The organism is Bradyrhizobium sp. UFLA05-109 (genome assembly GCF_054185165.1).
The window spans coordinates 1-22,946 of sequence record NZ_JBBIAR010000108.1; the positions used below are offsets into that span (position 1 = coordinate 1).

Sequence of the window (22,946 nt, forward strand, 5' to 3'; positions counted from 1 at the left end):
GCAGATATAACAAGCTATGTCTGCGGCCCAGCGGCGGGAAATCCGCTGATGGAAGCTGGAGCGTTAAGGGCAAGGAATGCGCTCTCGGTAGCACTGGAGCAGGCCATCGACGCTATCGCGAAATGTCTTCCGACAAAGTCGTAATGCGACGATCTGAGGTCAAACGTTCAATCACCATGAGCTGCGAGGCCTGAGACAGGTGCCGAGGATTGGAACGCGACCAAACGCGAACCGCTGCGGCAGATATCCCGATTTCGAGTGAGTGTAGTGACCGGACGAGATTGGCCACCGCGCCAGGGCGCTACCGGGTTCATCGTCGGCTTCGCGCGATCAGCGACGAAGACACGGCTCCTTTTCGATGACGCAGCGCCGGGGGGCTGCCACCGGTTCACTGAGGGCGAGACAACCGGCGTCGAACCGTGGCCAGAGTTCGCTGAAGCCAAAGTCGCAGCCGCGATCCCTTCCGGTCCCGACCGGCACGTCGATCTTGAGAAGCTCATCCCCATCGACCCTTCAGTCGGTCTGGTAACGGGTCATTGCAAGCGGCCGACATAGCAGTGGCAAACCCCATGAACGCCGACGCTCTGGCGCAGGAATCGCGCCCGCCGATGCGGCTCACGCGGTCACGAGTGAGAGTCCGGAAGCAGACTGCGGCCTGATATGCGTCGACGTCGCGGGGCGGATCGGTGTCGCCAATACCGAGCGGGTCCTGCGCCGACCTGACATAGCCACCGTTTTGCGTCGCAACGACGAGACTGGAGCAGCAGTCGTGTACTCCACAACGCCATCGGCTCCCACCGCGAGGTGGCCGAAACTCGCGGCCGCGATCGCAATCGAAGTGATGACGCTGGTCTCGCTCCCAAGGGCTTTATCACCATCGCCGCCAGCGCCCCCCATCGGCATGGGGCAGAGAACGCAGTATTTTGCGACGCTTCAGGAGGAAGGCGTCTATTTGGGGAGCGCGGTCTGGCTGGGAACGTCGAGCCGATTACGAAGATCGAGAATGGCCATCTGGTAGCCTTTAATGGTAAGGATGAACTGCGGTCAGTTACCGCTGAAATACAAGCTGGCAATCCGCGTTTCGCCCATTGGGAACGGAAAGATACGTGGGATAGCGTGCTCGGCACGCGACCGTAGCATCATCGCCTTAGTGGGTTCGCCTCGAAGGGGAGCAGGCGCCGAGCAGAAGGAACGACAGAACCGGGGGAGCGGTCGGTCAAGGCCGAAATCTCCTGCCGGTCGTAGATGTGCCGGCCGGTAAAGGGGCAGGTACCTTTCAGGCACCAGTTAAACGCAACGTCTGGTGCGCCATTGCAGGCAACCAAAGCGCCGCATCCTGTTCCCAAAGCTCCAATTGGGTGCGACAAATTTCGATCCTGAGGGCTGTGCTGGAATTCGGTTATTATGAGCCGAAAAATAGAGATCTTATGCGCGAATTTCAGCAAAAGCGCGGAAATCCATCGCAATCGAAATATATTATGTGAGAATAAAAAGGAGGAATTCGATGCGTTCCATTTGCATCATTGGGGTTTGCTCTGGGGAGAGCGGCCTGGGCCGGAGCAGTGAAGGCGCATCGGCCCTGCACTTTTGGCAGAGGCAAGAAATCCGATAGAATCATACCAAGGGGTACGTAACATGACCGTGTCGCGACGCGAGGTCATCAAAGGAGGTGTAGCCGCCGGAGCGGCTGTATCAATGCCGGGCGTGCTAAGGGCAGCGCCAACCGACTCGCGAACGATTCGAATGGTGAAGACCGGCGACCTCCGCGTCTTCGATCCAATTTTTACGACGACCAACATAACTGCCGACCATGGTGCGGCGATTTACGACACGCTGTTCTCTCTCGATTCCAAGTTTAGGTCGCAGCCGCAGATGGTGGCGAAGTGGGACGTTTCGGACGACAGGAAGACTTATACGTTCGAGCTACGGGACGGTCTGTACTGGCACGACGGCACGCCTGTCACGGGCGCGGACTGCGTTGCCTCGATCCGTCGCTGGGGCCAAGTGCATCCCGGCGGGGAAATGATTATCGAGCGAGCCAGGGATATTTCGAAGAACGGCGACAAAACCTTCGCGATTGTGCTCAGGGAGCCTCTGGGGCTCCTGATTGATCTCCTTGCGGACCTTACGCCGCCGTGCTTGTTCATTATGCGCGAGACCGACGCGAACCGCCCCGCGACCGTGCAGGTGACCGCGAATATCGGATCGGGGCCGTTCAAGTTCAATCATGCCCTTGCCAAGCCGGGCGCGAGCTTCACCTATGATCGTAACGAAAATTACGTAGCGCGCAAGGAGGTGCCCGACGGCTTGGCCGGCGGGAAGATCGTGAAGGTCGATCGGATCATCTGGGACAATATCGTCGATCAGCAGACCGGTTTTGCCGCTTTGCAGGCTGGTGAAATTGATTTCCTTCAAACGCCCCCGGTTGATTTTTTCTCGGCGATCGAGAGCGATCCGAACCTCGAACTTCAGGTTCTGGACAAGCTTGGTCAGGATGTGTGCCTGCGCATGAACTTCCTGCAGAAGCCGTTCGACAACGTCAAGGCGCGCCAGGCGGTGCTTCACCTGATCAATCAAGAGGCGTTCGTGCGTGCCATGTCACCCCACCCCAAATACGGCGGCACGGTCACGTCGATATTTGGACACGATACGCTAATGTCCAATGACGCAAACGCGGAATGGCACAGAAAGGGCGGCGATACGGAAAGGGCCAAGCAGCTCTTTAAGGAGGCCGGATATGCCGGCGAGAAGGTCGTCATTCTCCAGCCCACGAACGTACCGAGGTACGACAACGCATCACAGCTTTTGGCGGCCGCGCTGCGGAAGGTTGGCGTAAACGCCGAACTCGCGCCGAGCGACTGGGGAGGGATCGTCACGCGTCGGGCGAACAGAGGTTCTGTCGAGAGTGGCGGTTGGAACATCTTCATCACGTCTGAAATGGATTATTCCCTCGGCAACCCTCTCGGCACACCCCTCCTCAGGGCGGATGGCGAGAAGGCGTGGTTTGGATGGCCGAAGAGTGACGAATATGAGGCCCTTCGGGCTAAATGGGTCGATACTAACACGCTTGAAGAGCGCAAAAAGCTGGCCCGCAACATGCAACAAATTTGGTGGGACTTCGTCGGCGACGCCAGGCTGGGTTTGCTTGTGTTGCCAATCGCTCGCCGCAAGACGCTCACCGGCCTCATCGGCATGCCGCAGATTATCCCGATGTGGAACATTCAGAAGGGCTGAGGACGCAAATGCCCGAATACATTGTCCGCAGGCTGGCCTCAACCATCGCCGTCATGGTGATGGTCGGGATCTTCATATTCTTACTTCTCAGGCTGGCACCCGGCGACCCTGCGGCTATCATCGCGGGCGACACGGCCACGCCAGAGATGATCGACGGCATCCGCGCAAAGCTGGGGCTCAACGATCCACTGCCGATTCAATTCGTACATTGGGCGTTGAGCATCGTCGGTGGCGATTTCGGGACGTCGATCTTCAGCGGGCGGCCGGTTCTCCAACTCATTTCACAGCGGCTGGAACCGACCATTTCCCTCGCGGTGTTGACGATTGTCTTTTCGAGCGCAACCGGGATTGCCTTCGGCATCCTTGCCGCGTGGCGAGCGGGCGGGCTCGTCGATCGCATCCTCTCGGCCTTTGCGGCGCTCGGCTTTTCGATCCCGGTGTTCGTCATCGGCTATTTTCTCATATACGGCTTCTCTATCAGCCTGCGCTGGCTACCGGTCCAAGGATACAAGTCGCTTGACCAAGGCCTTGGGCCCTGGTTTGCGCAGCTGATCCTGCCAGCGGCGACTCTAAGTGTTGCCTATGTTGCTCTCATCGCCCGGATCACGCGGGCGAGCATGCTCGAGGTCCTGTCGGAAGACTACATGCGAACGGCCGCTGCCAAGGGCGCCTCGTCATATTCCCTGCTTTTCCATCATGCTCTAAAGAACGCTGGCGTGCCGATCCTCACGGTGATCGGCCTGGGTTTTGCCCACCTGATCGGGGGCGTCGTCATCACAGAAACGGTGTTCAACATCCCCGGTGTCGGTCGTTTGACAGTCGATGCGATCAACAATCGCGACTATCCCATCATCCAGGCCGTGCTGATCCTCTGTTCGGGCGTGTATGTCCTTGTTAACCTCGCGGTCGATCTGGCCTACACCCTGATCGATCCCCGCATCCGGTACTGATATGTCTCTCCTCTCCGCACCAGTTGAAGCCGTACCGATGGGCCGGCTGCGAATAGCCAACCTTCCCCGCCTGGCACGGCGGCATCCGCTGGTTTTTGTCGGCGGCGGCCTCGTGGCGCTGTTGATCATTCTGGCGCTCGTTGCACCGGTTTACGCGGGTGATCCGCTGAATATGGATCCCTTCAAGCGCCTTCAGCCGCCTTCGGCCGAGATGTGGCTCGGGAGCGATAATCTGGGCCGTGACGTGTTTGCACGAACGGTGCTCGGCGCCCGAATCTCTCTTATGGTCGGATTGATCTCGGCGGCAAGCGCGACTCTGGGCGGGCTTCTGATCGGTGTCATCGCCGGCTACAACCGCAGCTTCGATAACATCGTCATGCGGGTCGTGGACGGTCTTATGGCGATCCCGACGATTCTGCTGGCCATCGCCCTGGTTTCTTTGACCCGCGCCGGCATCGGTATCCTCATCGTCGCCATCACGATTCCTCAGATTCCAAGCGTCGCGCGGCTGGTTCGCTCGGTGGTTCTCAGCGTTCGGGAGCTTCCCTATGTGGAGGCCGCGCGCTGCGGAGGCGCGCGCTTGCCGAAGGTGCTGTGGCGGCATGTCCTGCCGAGCACCATTCCGCCCCTCATGGTCCAGAGTGCCAATGTCTGCGCGAGTGCAATTCTGACAGAAGCAGGGCTGAGCTTCCTGGGAGCGGGCGTGCCGCCTGAGATTCCCAGCTGGGGCAATATGATCTCAACGTCTCGCTTGTATCTCGCGATGGCCCCATGGTCTGTCTTTGCTCCTAGCATCTGCCTTGCCATCACGGTCCTGGCCGTCAACCTGCTCGGCGATGGCTTGCGAGACCTGTTCGACCCCCGCTCAAAGCGGAGACGCTGATATGCTAATGCAAACCGACGCGGGCAATGAGCTGCTTCTCGACGTTCAAGATCTGGAGACGCACTTTTATGGTGAGGAAAGCGTCACTCGTGCCTTGGGAGGTGTCAGCTTCCAAGTCAAAAAAGGCGAAACGCTCGGAGTTGTCGGTGAATCCGGATGCGGCAAGAGTATAACCGCCCTCTCCATTCTTCGCCTGCTGCCAAAATTAACTGGCAAGACCGTCGGAGGCGAGATTCGCTTTCACGGACGCGACCTGCTGAAGCTCTCTGAACAGGAGATGCGACAGATCCGAGGCGATCGCATTGCCATGATCTTCCAGGAGCCGATGACGAGCCTGAACCCGGTCTACACCGTTGGGCGCCAAATCGCTGAGGCTGTGCAGATCCATACAAAGGCTTCTCGGTCCGATGCGATGGCAAGGGCACAAGAGATGCTCCATCTCGTCCGCATAGCGGACCACGAACGTCGGGTTAACAACTATCCCCACGAGATGTCGGGCGGTATGCGTCAGCGGGTCATGATCGCCATGGCGCTCGCCTGCTCACCGGAACTGTTGATCGCCGACGAGCCAACGACCGCGCTGGACGTCACGATGCAGGCGCAGATCCTGCGGCTGATCGTCGACTTGAAGCAGCGCCTTGGAACCGCCGTGATGTTCATCACGCATGATCTGGGCGTAGTCGCCGAGACATGCCAACGCGTGATCGTGATGTATGCGGGCCGAATCGTAGAACAAGCGTCGGTGATAGATCTGTTCGCGCGCGCCACGCATCCCTATACTCAAGCTCTCATGCGCTCGGTGCCCGACCCGCGGCACGGCCGTCGGCAGCGCCTTCCGGAAATTTCAGGCATTGTGCCCAGCCTGAGCGAGTCCATTGCCGGGTGCAGCTTCGCGCCGCGCTGCCCGTTCGCGACCGGCATTTGCCGCGAGAAGACGCCCACGCTTTGTGAGGTCGGGCCGGGCCACGCCGCAGCTTGCTGGCATTCCGAAGAGGCAGTTGGCGCATGAATGGTCCCCTGCTGAAAGTCGAGAATCTGACCAAGCATTATCCGCTCCGCGCAGGATTCCTGAAGACGGCTCCGGTGGTGCGGGCGGTCGAGGATGTATCCTTCTCCGTCGAAGCGGGCGAGACACTCTGCATCGTCGGCGAGTCCGGCTGCGGCAAGTCCACAATCGCGCGGCTCCTGATGCGGATCGTGGAGCCTACGGCCGGGCGCGTGATGATCGACGGGACTGACATTGCGGGTCTCAACAGGCACGAGCTTCGCTCGTCGCGCCGTCGGATGCAGATGGTGTTTCAGGATCCCTATTCGTCGCTGAACCCGCGCCTCACCGCCGGACACATCATCACCGAACCCGTCGAGAATTTTGAGCGGCTCAGCCGCAAGCAGCGTCAAGCGCTTGCCACGGACCTTCTCCGGAAGGTCGGCTTGCGGCCCGAGATGATGGACCGCTTCCCGTCCGAGTTCTCCGGCGGCCAGCGGCAGCGGCTCGGCATTGCGCGGGCCCTGGCGCTTCAGCCCTCGCTCATTATCGCCGACGAGGCGGTCTCAGCCCTTGACGTTTCCGTGAAGGCGCAGATCCTGAATCTGCTTTTGGATCTCCAGCAGGAGATGGGCATCGCTTACGTCTTTATCTCGCACGACCTTAGCGTCGTGGAGCATATCGGCAACCGCGTTGCGGTCATGTATTTGGGGCGGATCGTAGAGCTCGCCCCGTGCGAGGCGCTCTTTGCCAAGCCGGTTCACCCCTACACCGAGGCGCTGATTGCGGCAGCGCCGGTACCGGACCCAACGCGGGTCCGGCTTGAAGCGCCCGTCGAGGGTGAAGTACCAAGCCCCGTCAATCCGCCGAGCGGATGCACGTTTCATCCACGCTGTCCGCTCGCGGTCGAGCGCTGCCGCATCGAAGTGCCACCCTTGGTGCCGATCGCAGACGGACGCATCGTGGCCTGTCATGTGCGCGCGCGTGCCTCAGATAGCCCGCTTGGGGCGGCTATGGAAATCGTTTCTTCGCTCACTCCTGTAGCAGAGCCACAGACCCTTTCACCCGATCAACACCAAGCGTAAAGACCTGCCTATGGAGAACTGTATGGACAAGCCCACACACGAGAACGGATCTGGTGCGGTCCAGCAGGGCGGTGGCTATGATATGGCCGGCTCGATTGCGACGAACATTGCAGACGGCTTCACGTTGGTCGCAGTTGGCGATCTCATAGTCTCGCGATCGCTGACCAAAGGTCAGCATCTCGGTTTGGACGACGTCGTGAAGATCCTCTATGATGCTGATATTACGTTCGGCAACATGGAAACCAACATCTTCGATATCCGCTCGTTCAACGGCAGTCCGCAGGCTGAGTACGGCGGTGCATATCACGTCAGCCTGCCAGAGGTCGGACCTGATTTGAAGTCTATGGGGTTTAACGCCCTCAGTTGCGCGAACAATCATACCTTTGACTGGGGTGTTGAAGGCATGCGCGAGACATGCCGGGCGCTCGATCAGAGCGGGATTATCCATGCCGGTGTGGGCGAGAATCTGGCGCAAGCTGGCGCTGCTCGCTTTCTGGAAACCGCCCGTGGTCGCGTGGCGTTGCTGTCGTTTGCTGCCACGTTCACGCCGCTGTCTCGTGCGGCCGATACCGCCGGCGAGGCTCCAAGCAGGCCAGGTGTCAACGCCCTCCGGCTGGCACGTAGCATCGTCGTTCCAGCGGAGATGCTGGAACGCTTGAGGCAGCTACGTGGTATGTTGCCCGGCTACAAGTCTGATGATGGCGATCCAGACCGCGTGGTTCTAGCCGGAGTGACATTCCAAAGGGGCGACAAGGTCGGTTACAGCTACGATCCCGACACGCGAGATATAGCGGGAATTCTACGAAACGTTCGCCGGGGCAAGCAGTTCTCGGACTTCTGCCTCGTCACGAACCATGGTCACGAGCCCGGCAATTGGTGCCAGGAGCCGCCTGATTATGAACGATCATTTGCGCACAGGCTGATCGATGCCGGTGCCGATGCATATGTCGGACATGGTCCGCACCAGTTGCGCGGCATCGAGATCTACAAGGGTCGACCGATATATTACAGCCTGGGGAATTTCATCATGGACGACCTCCGGACCCCCGTAGGGGCTGACATGTTCGATAGTCACGGCAAGGACCCACGGGTGGAAACGGATGCCGAGGTGACAGTCAATGAGATGATGAGGGGATACGAGACATCTCCGGGATTCTCAGACCCGATTTTTTATGAGAGCGTCGTCACGGTCAGCCGATTTGAGCAAAACCAGCTTTCTGAATTACGGCTCTATCCGGTCGAGCTTGGTCACTCGAAAAGGTTTGCTAACCGGGGTATCCCGCGCTTCGCTTCCGCGCCACAAGCAAAAGCCATTCTGGAGCGTTTACAAAAACTCTCGACGCCTTTTGGTACGCAGATCGCGATGGAGAATGAAGTGGGAGTGATCAGATTGAGGCCCAACTCGGTGCGTGGCTAGTTCGCCGCGGCGTACGCACTATAGATCCCCTTTACATTTTGCTTCTCTTTTGTTCACAAGAACATATATGACTTGTCAGATTCGTTGAACGGTTTCCGCGCATATCGAAAAGATCGTACAAGGTTTCTTGAACGTCTAATAGATTAACTTCGTCAGCCGAGAATATAGGTCGGGGAAGTAGATGTCCTTCTCGAATGCTGATGGATATAGGGATTGGACCAGCGCCGGGGGCTGGTACTGATGTACAGGCATTATAACGTGCAGCCGCTGACACGATCGACAAATGGGTCTCGCAACCCTTTAAACCCACATTACGCGATGGCCGGCTGTTGCTTGCCGTATCGGCGATAACAAGGGCCAGCATTTCGCACAGATCCTGGCAGTCGAGTCTCACTTAAGGACGCATGGCACGGCCGTTATCTTGTTGGAAGGCGAAGGGGAGATCGGCAGCCTGCATATCGCCGAATACACGCGTGCCAACAAGGACACCCTAAAAGCTGGCCATGCCGTCACTGCCGAAGGCCCCGCCATGCAAGTGGTGCGCCTATGACCAAGTTCGTTTCGCGGGGCGAGGTTGCCCTTGAGCTACGTTGTCGTGATGCTGCGCCGACTTGCATTCGGGTAACTTCAGCGGCGTTGTGCCCAATCCAATCTGGAGGTTGGTGCACCTCCTTAACACCATGAAGAATGCCGACGGTGTAATCACTATCGATGGCTTCCACGAATATTATTGAGTCGCCTCCAAAGGAGGATCTGGCTGCCGGTCGCGCCTTTGCTACTCGACATCGATACACTCATGCGGGGTCTCGATCCGGGAGCATGCGACTCGGCACGATCCGTCCCTTGTTGTGCCGAACTCACAGCCGCAAGGTGGGATCAAGAAGCGCTTATCCTAAGCTAGCGGTGATGTGAAATCCGGCGAGATCGAGATTCAAAGCGCGGATTTTAGGCGCGGGCGTTGGGCTAATTGCATAAATCCATACGGATTGGTCTCTTACACTCATGAATACAGGGCACGAAACATAGCCCAGGTAAAGCGACGAAAAACCCGCAATTGGGGAGCGCACGAGTCTTCTGGCTGGGCCAGTTCGACCGTATGGAGATGTTGGTGGCATTTAAAGGTAATGAAGGAGAGGGCATGCATTTCGGTGCCCAGTCCGTGCCGGCAGGGAGCGCGCTGGAATTCGAGGGCAGAACGTACCTCGATGGCCGCGCTAGCGATCCGCGCACTATCGGATGGATGCGGGGTTCGCCGCCGCCCGAGGGTAAGCAGATCACAATTGAGAGTGGCCGCTATCTGGATTTCCCGGAAATCCGCTGGAGTGTTTCGCACTTGCGGGAGCTTGTGCCGACCGTGAGCGTGGGCCGCGGCGATGGGGCTCGGCTCTCCTTCGGAACGCCATCCGCCGCGGATGCTGCGGAAGTGGAAGCATTGGTGTTCACGGACGCGAACGGGCGCGTCCGCCGCTTCGATGAAGCGCTGTTAGATACCTACGCTGATGGGATCGTGGTGTTGCACCGCGGACGCGTCGTGTTTGAGCGCTATTTCGGTGCGCTTGAACCGCATCTGCCGCACGCCTGCTTTTCGGTAACGAAGTCTTACGCGGGCACACTCGCCGCGTGTTTGGTGCACGAAGGCGTGCTCGACGATAGCAAGCTAATCCCGCACTACCTGCCCGAGCTGCGCGGGACTGGGTGGGCGGATGCCACGCTCCGCCAGGTGATGGACATGCAGACCGGTCTGGAGTACAGGGAGGACGAGGCAGATGACCGATCCGGCTCCTCGGTCTATATGCGCGCCTGCCGTATGCGGCCGCGGCCGGTCGGTTACGAGGGGCCGCAGACGTCGTGCGAATATCTGCGTACCGTGCGCAAGGAAGGTGCGCATGGTGAGGCCTTCGCCTACAAGAGTGTAAACACCCAGGTCATGGCCTGGGTGATGGCGCGTGAGACCGGCCGTTCGTTCGCGCAGCTGCTGCATGAGCGCCTGTGGGCGCCGCTAGGTTGCGAGGAGGAGGGCTACTTGATCATCGATCCTGCTGGCATGCCGTCGGCGAGCGGGGGGTTCTGCACGAGCCTGCGTGACCTCGCGCGTTTCGGCGAGCTGATCCGGCGCGAAGGTGGATGGGATGGCAAGCAGCTTATTCCAGCGCCTGTCGTAGACGATATTCGGCGCGGCGGAGATCCGGCGAAGTTTGCGAAGGTCGGTTCCAAGCGGTTGTCCGGCTACTCGTACCGCAGCATGTGGTGGGTGTCGCACAACGAGTTCGGCGCCGTCGAAGCCCGAGGCATTCACGGTCAGCGCCTCTACATCGCGCCGGGAGCAGAGATGGTGATCGCGCGCTTCGGATCGCATCCGTTGGCGTCGTCTGCTTTCAGTGACCCGATCACCATGCCGCAGATGCTTGCGCTGGGACGGTTGCTGCGCGGCTAGCCAGCTGCTGTGGACCGCTGATAAGCCCGGGACAGCCGGGGAAGACAAGGAAGACCTTGAGGCCTAGCATGGATTTCAACCAGTATATTAAAGATCTCACGAGCCGACCTGTCTCCAAAGAGCTAGCTTTCCCGGAGTCGGAATATCGCCTCCGAATCGAAAAAGTCAGGAAGGTGATGGACGAGAGGGGCCTGGACGTCCTCCTCGTTACGTTCGCTCCCGATTTGAGCTACTTGAGCGGTTACCAAAGTTTCGGCACGCTCTGGTATTCGTGCATGGTACTGCCTCGCGAAGGTGAGCCCATACTCCATATGCACGCGCTGGAGATTGGGCCCACCATCCTCACCAGCTGGGTGAAGGATATCCGTCCTGTCAGATGGGGCGACAACGACGGCGTGGAGGGCGCCCTCGCGGGCATCCTGAAGGAGCGAAAGTTGGAGGGACAGCGTATTGGCATCGAGAACAAGAGGCCCGGTGTCAGCGTCGATTTTTACCAGGGATTGAAACGAGCGCTGCCTGACGCCATTCTCATCGATGCCTCAGATGTGGTTGCGCAGCCCCGGATGGTCAAATCGGCAGCGGAATTGGACTACATGCGCCGCTCGGCTCAGATCACAAAGAAGGGCTTGGCCGCCGTGTTACCGATGATCAAGGCCGGTGTCACTGACAACCAGATCGCGGCGGTGATCTATCAGACGCTGGTGAATGAGGGAAGCGAGTATTTCAGCACCCAACCGATCGTCTCGGCAGGTCAGCGGAGCGGTATCGGCCACACCACCTTCAGGCGTACTCCCATTCAGGAGGGTGACACCGTGATCCTGGAGTTTGGCGCGGCTTATCAACGGTACACCAGCGCGATCTTTCACACAGTGGCCATTGGCGAGCCATCTTCGGAAGTTGAGAAACGAGCGAGAGTCATTAACGAGACCCTCGACTTGCTGCTTCATACGGTCAAACCGGGGCGTATCGCGCACGACGTCGCACGGGAGGTTGGCTTCGGGCTGAAGGAGATCAGTGCGGTACCAAGCTCTGCGCGCGTATATGGATACTCGATCGGGCTGGGGTTGCCTCCCACGTGGGGCGAGGACATCTATTTCATCCGCGAGGGTATTGAGCAGGAGCTGAAGCCTGGCATGACGTTCCACTCTCCCATAGGAGTCCGAATGCCGGGCGCGCCCGGCGTAGGGTTCAGTGAGACATGGGTCGTCACGGAGACGGGGTGCGAGATTCTTACCATGCATGACCGGGAGCTGACCGTGGTCAAGGTCTAGGTGAGAGCTCCCTAGACCTAAGTAACAGATGATGGCCTTTGACTAGGGTCGAAATGTTTGAGCCAGCCACTTTTAGTCGGGGGCCTCACGCACGGTCGAGCATTGGCGCCGTCGTGCACCCGTTTCGCCGATTCGTCCTGTCGACTACGTCGCTCGCCACGGCGGATCGGCGGGTCCCTCGAGGGGCGATCATGGCGTTGCGGAGGGAACGACGCTAAGGATCGCTCTTAGACGGTCGCCGTTGCGTAACGTGCCCGAGCGATCGCGACGGCAACGTGGAACGATGCGCTGGACCGCGTCGAGCAATCATGGGCGCTGGATGGCATTTCTTGGGCTGCGGCACCGGCCGATGTGCGAGGCCGGCGTTTACCGTCCCCGAAGAGGTCGAGGCCGGCGCCCTCGAGGCCGCTTCGGACCGTGCTGTGGAGGCGTCGATTTCGCTTCGGAACAAGCCGGGCGCTTAAACAAGGACATCGTCGCCGCCGTCGAGCGAGCGGGAACTGGAAGCGGCGCACTGCGAACTTCCCTCGCTGCCCGCCGATATGAACCGGTGGATCCGGCAAAGCGACACGTGGCTCGCGAGTTGGAGGTGCGGTGGAACCAAGCATGGAGCGAGTCGATGAGTCTCGATCGCAGACCTAAGGATCTGCACGCGGCGTTGGCTGCGCGCCCGAGGATCGATCGGGCGCTTCTGCTCCAACTCGCTCACGACTTGCCCGCGGCTGCTTCGTCAACCAATATGCGCAGCAAGCACCGCCTAGTTTATATCCTGGTTCGCGAGATCGTCTGCCAACTCAACGAAGCAACGAGAGACGGTGCTTCTTATCCACTGGATCGGCGGCCGTCACACTGAAGCGCGTCGCGCGCGTCAAGACCGAGCGATATCCAGGCAGCGCGTGCCCTATGCTGTCGATTTGCTGCGCAAGCTTGCCGGCCACTGGCCCGATCACGAAGGCGTAGTGCCACTCAATCGAATGCGATGTAGTGATGGCGAGAGCTCGAGTTGTGTGAGCGAGGTGGGGTGAAGCCGGAAAGATGGTCTTGAAAACGATCCGCCGAACAGCCGCGAAAAAGTTGCTGCCAACACAACACCGCACGAGGGGCTGTTTTGGCCCACGCTGAATGAACTTCCAGTCGATGGGGCGCATTTTAACGATAAGCCCCCAGAGGAGACTGTTGTCCTCATGATCCTTCATGAGGCTGATGTCACGTTTGCCAACATGGAAACCAACATCTTCGATATCCGATCGTTCAAGGGAAGGCGGCAGGCTGAGTACGGCGGTGCGTATCACGTCATCTGCCAGATGCTCGGACCTAATGTGAAGGCTATGGGATTCACGCCAGGCAAGCCAAGCGTCAACAGCTTTCGTTTGGTGAAAAGCATCGTGGCCCATGGAGATGCTCGAGAGCCTGACGCAGATGCGCAATGCGTTCATGGACGCCATTCCCGCCCATCGATTGGCTCCGGCTGCAGTCTCCGGGACGACGGGGGAGGGCCAAGCAGCTCCAGCGTCATGAGAATCCGATTCGTGCTCGTTCGGACAGCTATGAAGCCGACCTGCGCGATGTCGCCGGCATTCTACGAAACATTCGTCGGGGCGAGCATTTCGCCGACTTCTGCATCGTGACGAATCACGGTCACTACCACAGGAATTGGAGTCAGGAGCCGCCGGATTACGAACGATCGTCAGCGCATCGGCTAATTGATAACGGCGCCCGGACCGCACCAGTTGCGGGACATCGAGATCTATAGGGGCTGGCCGATCTTTTATAGCGGGGCGAACTTCATCATGGACGACCTCCGGACACCGGTGGGCGCTGACATGTCGCTCATAGTAGGGAACCCGGGGTCGACACGGACACCGAGGTGACTGTCGACGAGATGGCAAAGGGATTCTCACCCGTTTTTTATGGGAATCTTGTACCGTCAGATGTGAGCACAACAAGCTTGCCGAATTGCGGCTCTGTCCGGTCGAGCTTGGTCTCTCGAAAAGGTTTGCTCTCGCGCTACCGGCAAAAGCCATTTTAGGGGCCTCTACGAGGCCATTTGGTAGCGAATCGCAATCGAGAATGACGTGGGAGCGGTCAGGCTGCCGCCGAACCCCCCGCCATGTTCGGAGTTCGCATGCTCGAATTGATCCAGTGCCTTGAGCAGCAGACTCGATCTCGAGCGCGCTCCAAATACTGGGGCTGAATGATTCATGATCGTGTCCCTTGGCGTGGTGTAGCTGAGTGGGTGTCACCACGTTCGCCGGCATGGGCCGGATCGGTCAGCTGGCGATAGCCGGGAAGCTGACGGCGGGATCATCGCCCAAAGGCGCGATCGTTTCCAGTGTCATGTAGCGGCCGCGCTGGACGGCCCACTCGTCGTTCTGTTCGAGCAGGATGGCGCCGACCAGGCGAATGATGGCATCCTCGTTGGGGAAGATGCCGACCACTTCGGTCCGCCGCTTGATCTCTCCATTGACGCGTTCGAGCGGATTGGTCGAGTGCAGCTTGGCCCGGTGCGCGGCCGGGAAGCTCATGTAGGCCAGCACATCGGTCTCGGCCTCGTCGAGGAACGCCGCGAGCTTTGGCAGTTTGGGACGCAGCTGATCGGCAATGCGTCGCCATTGCGCCCGTGCCGCCTCGGCATCGTCCTGGGCAAAGGCGGTGGCGATGAAGGCGGAGACGACGCGCCGTCCGCTCTTGCCGGCATGCGCCAGCGCGTTGCGCATGAAGTGCACGCGGCAGCGCTGCCAGGTGGCCTTGAGCACCTTGGCGACAGTCGCCTTGATGCCTTCGTGGGCATCCGAGATCACCAGCTTGACCCCGCGCAGGCCGCGGCGGGCGAGCTTGCGCAAGAACGCGGTCCAGAACGTCTCGGCCTCGGACGGGCCGATATCCATGCCGAGCACCTCACGCCGGCCGTCGCTGTTGACACCCACCGCGATGATCACCGCGACTGAGACGATGCGCCCCTGCTGGCGCACCTTCACGTAGGTGGCATCGATCCACAGATAGGGCCAGTCGCCCTCGATCGGGCGATTGAGGAAGGCCTTCACCTTGTCGTCGATCTCACTGCACAGCCGCGACACTTGGCTCTTGGAGATGCCGCTCATGCCCATGGCCTGCACCAGGTCGTCGACCGAGCGGGTCGAGACGCCCTGCACGTAGGCCTCCTGAACCACCGCGGCGAGCGCCTTCTCGGCCATCCGCCGCGGTTCGAGGAAGCCCGGGAAGTAGGAGCCTTTGCGCAGCTTGGGAATGCGCAGCTCGACGGTGCCGGCGCGGGTCTCCCAGCTTCGATCGCGATAACCGTTGCGTTGGACCAGGCGCTCCTGGTTCTTCTCGCCGTAAGCCGCCCCGGTCAGGCCCTCGACCTCCAGCTCCATCAGCCGGTGGGCGGCAAAGCCGATCATCTCGCGCAAGAGATCGGCGTCAGGGGTCTTCTCCACGAGCGCGCGCAGGTTCATCATGTCGTCGGTCATCGGTGGTTCCTCGAATCAGGTTGGTGTCGCAACCCAAACCTTACCGACGAATCATCGGTGACCACCGCAAAGCCGCCCGCCCGCTACGGCGCTATTGGAGGGCGCGCGTGCGGACGGCTTTGCTCTACCGAGCTACACCACCTTCGGGGACACGACCTGATTCATTAACCCGACGATTGCTCGAGTGCAGAGGGCCCTGGCCCCACTGCACCGGTGGGCTTACCAGAACCAGTCACCGTAAGTGGAAGTCAACGCGGAAAGATCCTCGGCGATCCTTGGGCTGCGTCTTGAAGAGAGGGCCTTATCGATCGTCTCGCGCTCTTCAGCACTGCTTCATCAGAGCCAAGCTAGCTCTGCACGCACCGCCAAACGAAGTATGCAACGCATGCCGGTTGCACAGTCCGCGCTCGAAGACGCAAGGCACTGGCCCACAAATGCAAAAATTTTCGTCGACCGGTTCCGCCGGGGCGAACACATCGATCCAAGCGAGGTGCGCGCATCAAGCCTCGGCTGCAGCGTCGATTGGAATGGCAAAGCCCGCCTTGACGCGGTCCATTATGACCATTGTCTTGAACCCCTTGATATCGGAGTTTTCATAGAAGAATCGTCGCGTGAACTGCTCATAATCTTCCATGGTGCGTGCCGTGACGTACAGGACAAAGTCAGCGTCGCCAGTGACGTAAAATCCATTGACCACGTCAACTGTCGATTTGATGGCCTTCTTGAACTTGTCGATTATATCTGAGCGCTCTCGTTCCAAAGTCACTAGCACAAGCATTTGAATTGGCCGACCTACTGCCCTCGGCGAAACGATCGAGACGTCGGCCTCGATAATGCCCTCCGAGCGGAGCCTCTTGAGTCGTCGTTGACATGCTGTAGCAGAAAGTCCAGCCATTTCGCCAATTGTCTCAGAAGTTAGGCGGTTATTCTTCTGCACGATCTCAAGTATGCGGGCGTCTATTCGGTCGTATTGCATATCGGCTCCAGCCCTTGGTGAATTTCGCCGCGATATCCGAACGCGATGCAGGAAATCATCCTGCCCATAGGAAATGCGACGCAAAATACCGTCAGTGGAAGGTATCCTGAATGTAGAGGCAATTTCAACAAGTGACCGCGTAGGACTTTACAAATGGCGCTTGAAACTGTTTGGCAGAAAAGACCGGATCTAGTCGGTCTTGCTCCGCAGCATCTCCAAGGTCTGAGCCGCCAGGATTTTCTCGTTGGGGACGCGCTAATTGATGGCCGCTGGATCCGAAACGAGCAAAGAAATGTCGTGGTCGATCCGGCTACTGGGGAAGAGATTGCGGACGTTGGTTGTTGCGGTGCCGCGGACATGAATTTGGCCATCGCTGCAGCTGAGCGCTCCTTTTCTGCTTGGGGAGAGCTATTGCCATCGAAGCGGGGATCCATCCTTAGGGCTTGGGCATCATTGATGCTAAACCATTTGGAAGACATCGCCATCCTGGTGACGAGTGAGCAGGGCAAGCCGCTCGTTGAGGCGCGTCAGGAAATAGCGTATGGCGCTGGGTTTCTCGAGTGGTTTGCTGCAGAAGGGGAGCGAACGTACGGCGAGACAATCCCAAGTCATAAGCCTGCAAGTCTGCTTCATGTTCGAATGCAGCCGATCGGTGTCGCTGCCGCAATCACGCCCTGGAATTTCCCTGTCGCCATGATTACTCGAAAGGCTGGGGCCGCTCTTGCGGCTGGTTGCCCGATCATTGTGAAGCCAGCTCCCGAGACTCCGCTTTCTGCTCTCGCTCTGGCCAGGTTGGCTGTGGAGGCCGGGATCCCGCCCGGTGTCTTCCAGGTGCTCGTTGGTAATCCGCTCGAGCTTTCGCCACCTCTGTTGCATGATTCTAGAGTGCGGGCTCTCTCGTTTACGGGTTCTACGCAGGTGGGACGTCTGCTTCTGGAGGGGGCGGCCGAAACGGTAAAGAAGGTTTCTCTCGAGCTGGGGGGGCATGCTCCCTTCCTCGTGTTCGATGACGTCGACCTCGACAAAGCGATTAGAGGAGCAATGGCAGCAAAATTCGCCACATCCGGCCAAGATTGTTTAGCGGCTAATCGCATTTACGTACAAAGAGGCATCTACGGCGCCTTCGTTGAGGCGTTTGCTGCGGTAATGGCTGAACTCAAGGTAGGCCATGGGCTCAGACCTGAAACAAATATTGGACCAATGACGAAGCTGTCGGTGGCCAACAAGTGTAGAGCTCAAATCGACGATGCAATGATGAGAGGGGCGCGGGTTGTCTCCGCGAAGCGCAACGAAAGCCTCGGGCCGAACTTCGTTCTTCCAACGCTACTCAGCGACGTCACTGAAGAGATGCTCATCACACGTGAGGAAACGTTTGGGCCGGTGGCTGCTATATTGCCATTCGATTCCGAAGAAGACGTCCTTGCTCGCGCTAATGCGAGTGAAATGGGACTGGCTGGATATATTTACACCGACAGCCTGCGTCGAGCGCTGCGAGTTTCTGACCGGATTGAGTGCGGTATGGTCGGCATCAATACGGCTTCATTCACGGGGGCTCCTATTCCGTTTGGAGGTTGGAAGCAATCCGGACTTGGCCGCGAGGGCTCACGACGCGGTATCGAAGAATATATGGAACTGAAGTACCTCTGCTTCGGCGATCTAGCGGCTTAGGAGAATGCAGTATGATCGACATTAAGGCCATTGCTGAGCTGGACCGCTCGAGTGTTCTGCATCCTTTCACCCAGCTCAAGGAGTTCGCCAGTGGCAAGATCGGTGATCCGACCATTGTCACTGGGGGGAAGGGCATCCGAATCGAAGACGCGCAGGGACGTAGTTACATCGACGGCTTTGCTGGCCTGTACTGCGTCAATATTGGGTACGGCCGGACCGAAGTGGCTGAGGCAATCGCGCGGCAGGCCTACAAGCTTGCGTATTACCATACATATGCGGCGCACACGACTGACGAACTCGCGATCCTCTCCGATCGTCTTGTCAGGATGGCGCCGGGAAAGATGAGCAAAGCCTTCTACGGTATGTCCGGCTCTGATGCCAATGAAACACAAGCAAAGCTTGTGTGGTATTATAACAATCTAAGGGGCAAGCCGAATAAGAAGAAGATCATCTCGCGTCAAGGTGGCTATCACGGCTGCAGTGTCCTTTCCGGTTCCATGACGGGTATGAGCTTCTACCACGACCACTTGGATCTCCCGCTGCCGCACATTGCGCACGCTGGAGTTCCGCATTATTATTGGGGTGCAAATGCTGGGGAGACCGAACGCGAGTTTTCCGCGCGTCGCGCGGTTGAACTCGACCAACTCATCGAGCGGCTCGGCCCGGACAACGTCGGGGCCCTTATCGCTGAACCAGTGCTCGGCACGGGCGGTATCACGCCGCCTCCGGAAGGCTACTGGGACGCAATCCAGAAAGTGCTCAAGAAGCACGACATTCTGTTGATCGCCGATGAAGTCATTACTGGTTTCGGCCGCACTGGTTCGATGTTCGGTTCGCAGCACTACGGACTCGAGCCCGATCTGATCACGGTCGCCAAAGGCCTTACTTCTGGCTACTTCCCCCTTTCCGCTGCAATCGTTGGAGAAAATGTATACCGAGTTCTAGAAGACGGTGCTGAGAGGGTCGGCGCATTTTCGCACGGCTACACTTATTCGGGTCATCCGATCGGCGCCGCGACGGCAAATGCCGTTCTCGACATCGTTGAGAAAGAGGACCTTCCTGGTAACGCCCGCGAGGTCGGCGCGTATTTCCAAGCCCGGCTCAGGGACAAGTTCGCGCAGTTGCCAATCGTTGGCGAAGTGCGTGGCGTCGGCCTTATGGGCGCCATCGAGTTTGTCGCTGATCGCGACAGCAAGAGGCGGTTTGATCCATCCCTCAAAATTGGTGCTCGCCTTTCTAAGGCGGCCCGCGATCGTGGGCTGATCGCCCGCGCGATGCCACATGGTGACATCCTTGGCTTCGCCCCGCCGCTCGTGACCACCAAGGCTGAAATCGATCATATCGTTTCTATCACCGAAAGTGCCGTCCACTCCGTGATGGACGAACTCGTGCGTGCCGGCGAAAAGATCTAAAAAATCTTCGTGGTGAGGCACGTCGGCTATTCATGAAGCTCTCTGAGTGACGAGCAAGCGTCACCGGCTTTTATATTGAAAGCTGGCGCGGACCTTGAGAGCTGCGATCGCGGAGTTAAAACCGTACTTCTTTCAAGCGAAATAGTCAGCCGAACGTCGAGTATCGCGAAGACCGTGATCGTCTTCATCGGAGAGCGGGAGGCAACCAGCAACAGAATGCGTTGAACGCGCAGGGAGCAGCGGATCGAGCCACAGAGGTAGCAAGCAGCATCCATGAGCTGACAAGCGGGGCGAAAGAAACCGGAGCGGCCTCAGTTCAAGTGCTTATGTCGGCAAATTGCTGTTCAAGGAGAGCAGCCGATTGAATTCGGTTGCTTCCTGGGCAGCATTCAGCAGCTTGTCATGTACTGGTCTGCCATGCGCTATCGGCAATCTCGAGGAAGGGCGTTTTCGAAGGAGCACGTTGTGCCGAGCGCACTACGAGATTGGCCGGTCGTCTACCCAACCTCGAACATCGTCTTGCAGAAGCTATTTGAGCTGGAACGGTGGTTGGGGTCAGGGAGTAAGGACCCGCCTCCTCAATTTCGTGGAAGCTCACCCGCAGTCGGCGTGATCACGCGACGATCTTCAAAGCTTCACACAGCCACCGCCATTCTCGGTCTCCGGTTCACATCAATCGGGTCTTTTGCGGAACCACGGAAAGCGGGTCGCGTAAACACTATGCGCGTCCAGGTGGGGGCGCCGCGCGCTCTCACGTAGGCGTCCTGCATGACTCAACGGCACTATGCGCGAACGCTGGCGCAGTTTGCGAATTACGGACGGCCGTCGTGACGGCGTCGCTACTGCTACTCTCTTGCGCCACTGGCTCGCGGTGCAGCCGTCGGTAAGCGCGCCAAGGTAACGCCGTGTCAGCTCAGGTTCCTATCGAGCTCACGTCCGCGCCCGCTCCGGCATCCATCAGTGGCTTCGCCGCCGGACAGCGTCCAATGGCTGGAATCATCGACATCGAGCTGGCGCTACCTTGGCGTTTAGTGATGGAATCTGTCAAAAATGGGCTATGAGTACGCTCGAGTCATTTCATGAATCGGGTCGGCAAACTCAATATCAACGGGGCTAACGTAGCGGCGAGGCAATGCGCACGATGAGCACGTCGACGGTCCAGAAAGAGCCCAGAAGGACTAGCCGTCGATTTCAGACAGCTTTGCTAGCTCGTGTTGACACTTATCGCATCCATAGGATGATGCCAGCGAGAGTGACGACGGCTCGGTGATTTCGGGCGCGCGCGAAGGCGGACCAGCTTGCGGTCGAATTATCCATTGTGCGTCCAGAGCTCAAGGCGAGCGGTTGCGCGGCCGTTCGGGGCACCACCAAAGAAAACGAAGAACACCCTCAATCCGATCCCGTCATGGACAAGATGACAGAATTTGGGCGTTGGCGCGCGATAGCGGAATGCATGTTGGCCTTGTTTAGGAGCAATCTAGCGTTCGGCCGAGCAGGCGCCATAAAATCCCAACAATAGGCAGATGAGTGATAGTCGCCACCTTTTCCTGTATTACATTCCATGCCACATGTGATCGGGCATTTCGATGGAGGCAGATATTGGATCGTATGCTTGGTCTTGTCAGAGGGGCTTTGTCACAGCTAACGTGTTGCGACGCAATTGCGGAGGCAAGGGTTGCCGAGCGTTGCCAACCATCGCTGTAAAAGCCGCGCTTATGGAGCCGCGATCCGCATAGCTTTTCCCATTAGCGTTGTCGGGGATCAGGTGCTGATTCCTCTCGAACTCAGTCCAGGCAATGTACGTCAAAGCCTCCCAATCCTTCCAATTGCGCCGGAGCGTGTCGCATGATCCGCTTGGGGTCATCCTTGATCGTCACCCGTGTCCCTCGGCCGACCATAGGTGTAAGAGCAAGCGTACACAGGCGTCGTTAGGATGTGGTGCAGTGTGCGATAGACGGGCGTCTTCCATTCGACCGAGCGCTTACCGCGACCTTTCGCAATCGCCGGAACGAGATCGTTCTCCCGCCCTGAACCAAAGAAGCGCCTGCCGGATTGACGGGAAACTCGGCGAGTTTTGCGGACGACGAGGAAGATGCCGTTCTGGGCGAATCAATCGGGATGCTTCTCGATACGGTTGTCATTCGTCTTCACGTAGTCGACGGCGACGGTCAAATGGAGTTCGCCCTGTCGCGCCTGTTGGCTCATGGCCTCGACGGGCCGTTTGCCGGAAGATCGGCAACTCCAACTCACTCGTGGTGCCCTTCATACGAAGCAACAGCCGGTCATTTAGTGAGCGTGGATCATAGATTGCTTCCTCATCGACAATCAGTGTGCCGACCAGGCCGCAGAACTCCAGCAAATTGTGCCAATCTCTGCCGTTCCGGGCAAGGCTGATGCCACGGCGCCAACCCGTCTTCGCAAATCGCGGCCGGTAGCTTCTCGAGGCCTGGTCGAACCGTTCCGCCCGGATCGGCGCCGACGAGTTGAGCATCTTCCCAGCCAAGCTGCCGCGCGCGCTCGACCAAGCCATACTGACGTCGTTGCCTCTCGAGATTGTTGACGACCTGATACGCTGTCGATTGGCGGATATACACGAAAGCGGCGCAAGCCAGGTGCGCGGGCGCGATCTTATTCATTGAATGCTCGCCGTTTGAGGCTCCCACGATTCGGAGGAGCAGCCTATGCAGTCAATTTCGACGATTGGTCTGGATATCGCGAGGTCGGTCTTTGAAGTGCATGGCGTCGATGCAGCCGGTGGGTGATGCGCCGCCAGCTCAAGCGCCGTTTCGTGCTGTCCTTCTTTGAGAAGTTGTCGCCGTGCTTGGTGGGGATCGAGGCTTGCGCGTCATCCCATTATTGGTCCCGCGAACTGCAGGCGTTGGGGCATACGGTGCGGTTGATGCCTCCGGCCTATGTGAAGCCCTACGTCAAGCGGCAGAAGAACGACACCACCGATGCGGAGGCGATTTGCGAGGCGGTCACGAGACCCAACATGCGGTTCGTGCCGACCAAGACGGTCGAGTGTAGCGCGGCGATCTGGGAGAGAGGTGCGCGACAATCTGGATGAGAATCTGGTGTCGCGGCGGATGTGATGATCGCGGGTTTGATTGACGCGCGCAAGTGCTTTGTCAGGTTGATTGTCGCGGCGCGTCAATCAGGGG

At 58.8% G+C, this 22,946-nt stretch carries 17 protein-coding genes and 1 pseudogene; 14 read left to right on the forward strand and 4 right to left on the reverse strand.

Translation table 11 applies throughout. The features are described from left to right. Positions 1-267: 267 nt before the first annotated feature. The 10 genes from Q3C01_RS42425 (at position 268) to Q3C01_RS42470 (ending at position 12,259) form a co-directional block, all read left to right on the forward strand. Positions 268-555 (forward strand): DUF6963 family protein, encoded by a 288-nt coding sequence (locus Q3C01_RS42425; protein ID WP_458151281.1) that lies wholly within the window; start codon positions 268-270, stop codon positions 553-555. A 40-nt stretch (positions 556-595) separates the two neighbouring features. After that, entirely contained in the window at positions 596-1,018 is a 423-nt protein-coding gene (locus Q3C01_RS42430) for a DUF6963 family protein (RefSeq protein WP_458151297.1), read from the forward strand. Between the two features lie 617 nt (positions 1,019-1,635). Beyond that, positions 1,636-3,234, forward strand: a complete 1,599-nt coding sequence (locus Q3C01_RS42435) for an ABC transporter substrate-binding protein (RefSeq protein ID WP_458151282.1) — start codon at positions 1,636-1,638, stop codon at positions 3,232-3,234. 8 nt (positions 3,235-3,242) lie between these two features. Further along, on the forward strand, positions 3,243-4,184 hold the full coding sequence (locus tag Q3C01_RS42440; protein ID WP_458151283.1) for an ABC transporter permease: 942 nt from the start codon (positions 3,243-3,245) through the stop codon (positions 4,182-4,184). A 1-nt stretch (position 4,185) separates the two neighbouring features. After that, the gene (locus tag Q3C01_RS42445; RefSeq protein ID WP_458151284.1) at positions 4,186-5,067 is read left to right on the forward strand and encodes an ABC transporter permease; all 882 of its coding nucleotides are present in this window, start codon (positions 4,186-4,188) and stop codon (positions 5,065-5,067) included. A 1-nt stretch (position 5,068) separates the two neighbouring features. Beyond that, positions 5,069-6,076: an ABC transporter ATP-binding protein gene (locus tag Q3C01_RS42450; protein ID WP_458151285.1), complete on the forward strand. Its 1,008-nt coding sequence runs from the start codon at positions 5,069-5,071 to the stop codon at positions 6,074-6,076. Then, on the forward strand, positions 6,073-7,137 hold the full coding sequence (locus tag Q3C01_RS42455) for an ABC transporter ATP-binding protein (RefSeq protein WP_458151286.1): 1,065 nt from the start codon (positions 6,073-6,075) through the stop codon (positions 7,135-7,137). The genes Q3C01_RS42450 and Q3C01_RS42455 overlap by 4 nt, the downstream gene beginning before the upstream one ends. Before the next feature lie 22 nt (positions 7,138-7,159). Next, complete coding sequence (locus Q3C01_RS42460; protein WP_458151287.1) at positions 7,160-8,554, forward strand: CapA family protein; 1,395 nt, start codon at positions 7,160-7,162, stop codon at positions 8,552-8,554. A gap of 1,138 nt (positions 8,555-9,692) precedes the next feature. Then, positions 9,693-10,988: a serine hydrolase domain-containing protein gene (locus tag Q3C01_RS42465; RefSeq protein ID WP_458151288.1), complete on the forward strand. Its 1,296-nt coding sequence runs from the start codon at positions 9,693-9,695 to the stop codon at positions 10,986-10,988. 68 nt (positions 10,989-11,056) lie between these two features. Continuing rightward, positions 11,057-12,259 (forward strand): M24 family metallopeptidase, encoded by a 1,203-nt coding sequence (locus tag Q3C01_RS42470; RefSeq protein WP_458151289.1) that lies wholly within the window; start codon positions 11,057-11,059, stop codon positions 12,257-12,259. A gap of 794 nt (positions 12,260-13,053) precedes the next feature. Here Q3C01_RS42470 and Q3C01_RS42475 read toward each other — a convergent pair. Next, entirely contained in the window at positions 13,054-13,695 is a 642-nt protein-coding gene (locus Q3C01_RS42475) for a hypothetical protein (protein ID WP_458151290.1), read from the reverse strand. Between Q3C01_RS42475 and Q3C01_RS42480 the strand changes: the two genes are divergently transcribed. Beyond that, a complete protein-coding gene (locus Q3C01_RS42480) occupies positions 13,686-14,012 on the forward strand; it encodes a CapA family protein (protein WP_458151291.1) in 327 nt (108 codons plus the stop codon). The two genes, Q3C01_RS42475 and Q3C01_RS42480, sit on opposite strands and share 10 nt — an antisense overlap. 517 nt (positions 14,013-14,529) lie before the next feature. On the opposite strand, the gene Q3C01_RS42485 is transcribed toward Q3C01_RS42480, so the two are convergent. Then, positions 14,530-15,729 (reverse strand): IS256 family transposase, encoded by a 1,200-nt coding sequence (locus tag Q3C01_RS42485; RefSeq protein ID WP_458151292.1) that lies wholly within the window; start codon positions 15,727-15,729, stop codon positions 14,530-14,532. A 499-nt stretch (positions 15,730-16,228) separates the two neighbouring features. Then, a complete protein-coding gene (locus Q3C01_RS42490) occupies positions 16,229-16,705 on the reverse strand; it encodes an Lrp/AsnC family transcriptional regulator (RefSeq protein WP_458151293.1) in 477 nt (158 codons plus the stop codon). Between the two features lie 153 nt (positions 16,706-16,858). Between Q3C01_RS42490 and Q3C01_RS42495 the strand changes: the two genes are divergently transcribed. Continuing rightward, positions 16,859-18,373 (forward strand): NAD-dependent succinate-semialdehyde dehydrogenase, encoded by a 1,515-nt coding sequence (locus Q3C01_RS42495; protein WP_458151294.1) that lies wholly within the window; start codon positions 16,859-16,861, stop codon positions 18,371-18,373. An 11-nt stretch (positions 18,374-18,384) separates the two neighbouring features. Next, positions 18,385-19,785 (forward strand): aminotransferase, encoded by a 1,401-nt coding sequence (locus tag Q3C01_RS42500; protein WP_458151295.1) that lies wholly within the window; start codon positions 18,385-18,387, stop codon positions 19,783-19,785. Between the two features lie 2,315 nt (positions 19,786-22,100). On the opposite strand, the gene Q3C01_RS42505 is transcribed toward Q3C01_RS42500, so the two are convergent. Beyond that, positions 22,101-22,421 carry a hypothetical protein gene (locus tag Q3C01_RS42505; protein WP_458151296.1) on the reverse strand — a complete coding sequence of 107 codons (321 nt, stop codon included), beginning with the start codon at positions 22,419-22,421 and terminating at the stop codon, positions 22,101-22,103. Positions 22,422-22,466: 45 nt separating this feature from the next. On the opposite strand from Q3C01_RS42505, the pseudogene Q3C01_RS42510 reads away from it, so the two are divergent. Further along, positions 22,467-22,822 (forward strand): annotated as a pseudogene (locus Q3C01_RS42510) (IS110 family transposase); the annotation flags it as partial. Positions 22,823-22,946: the final 124 nt, after the last annotated feature.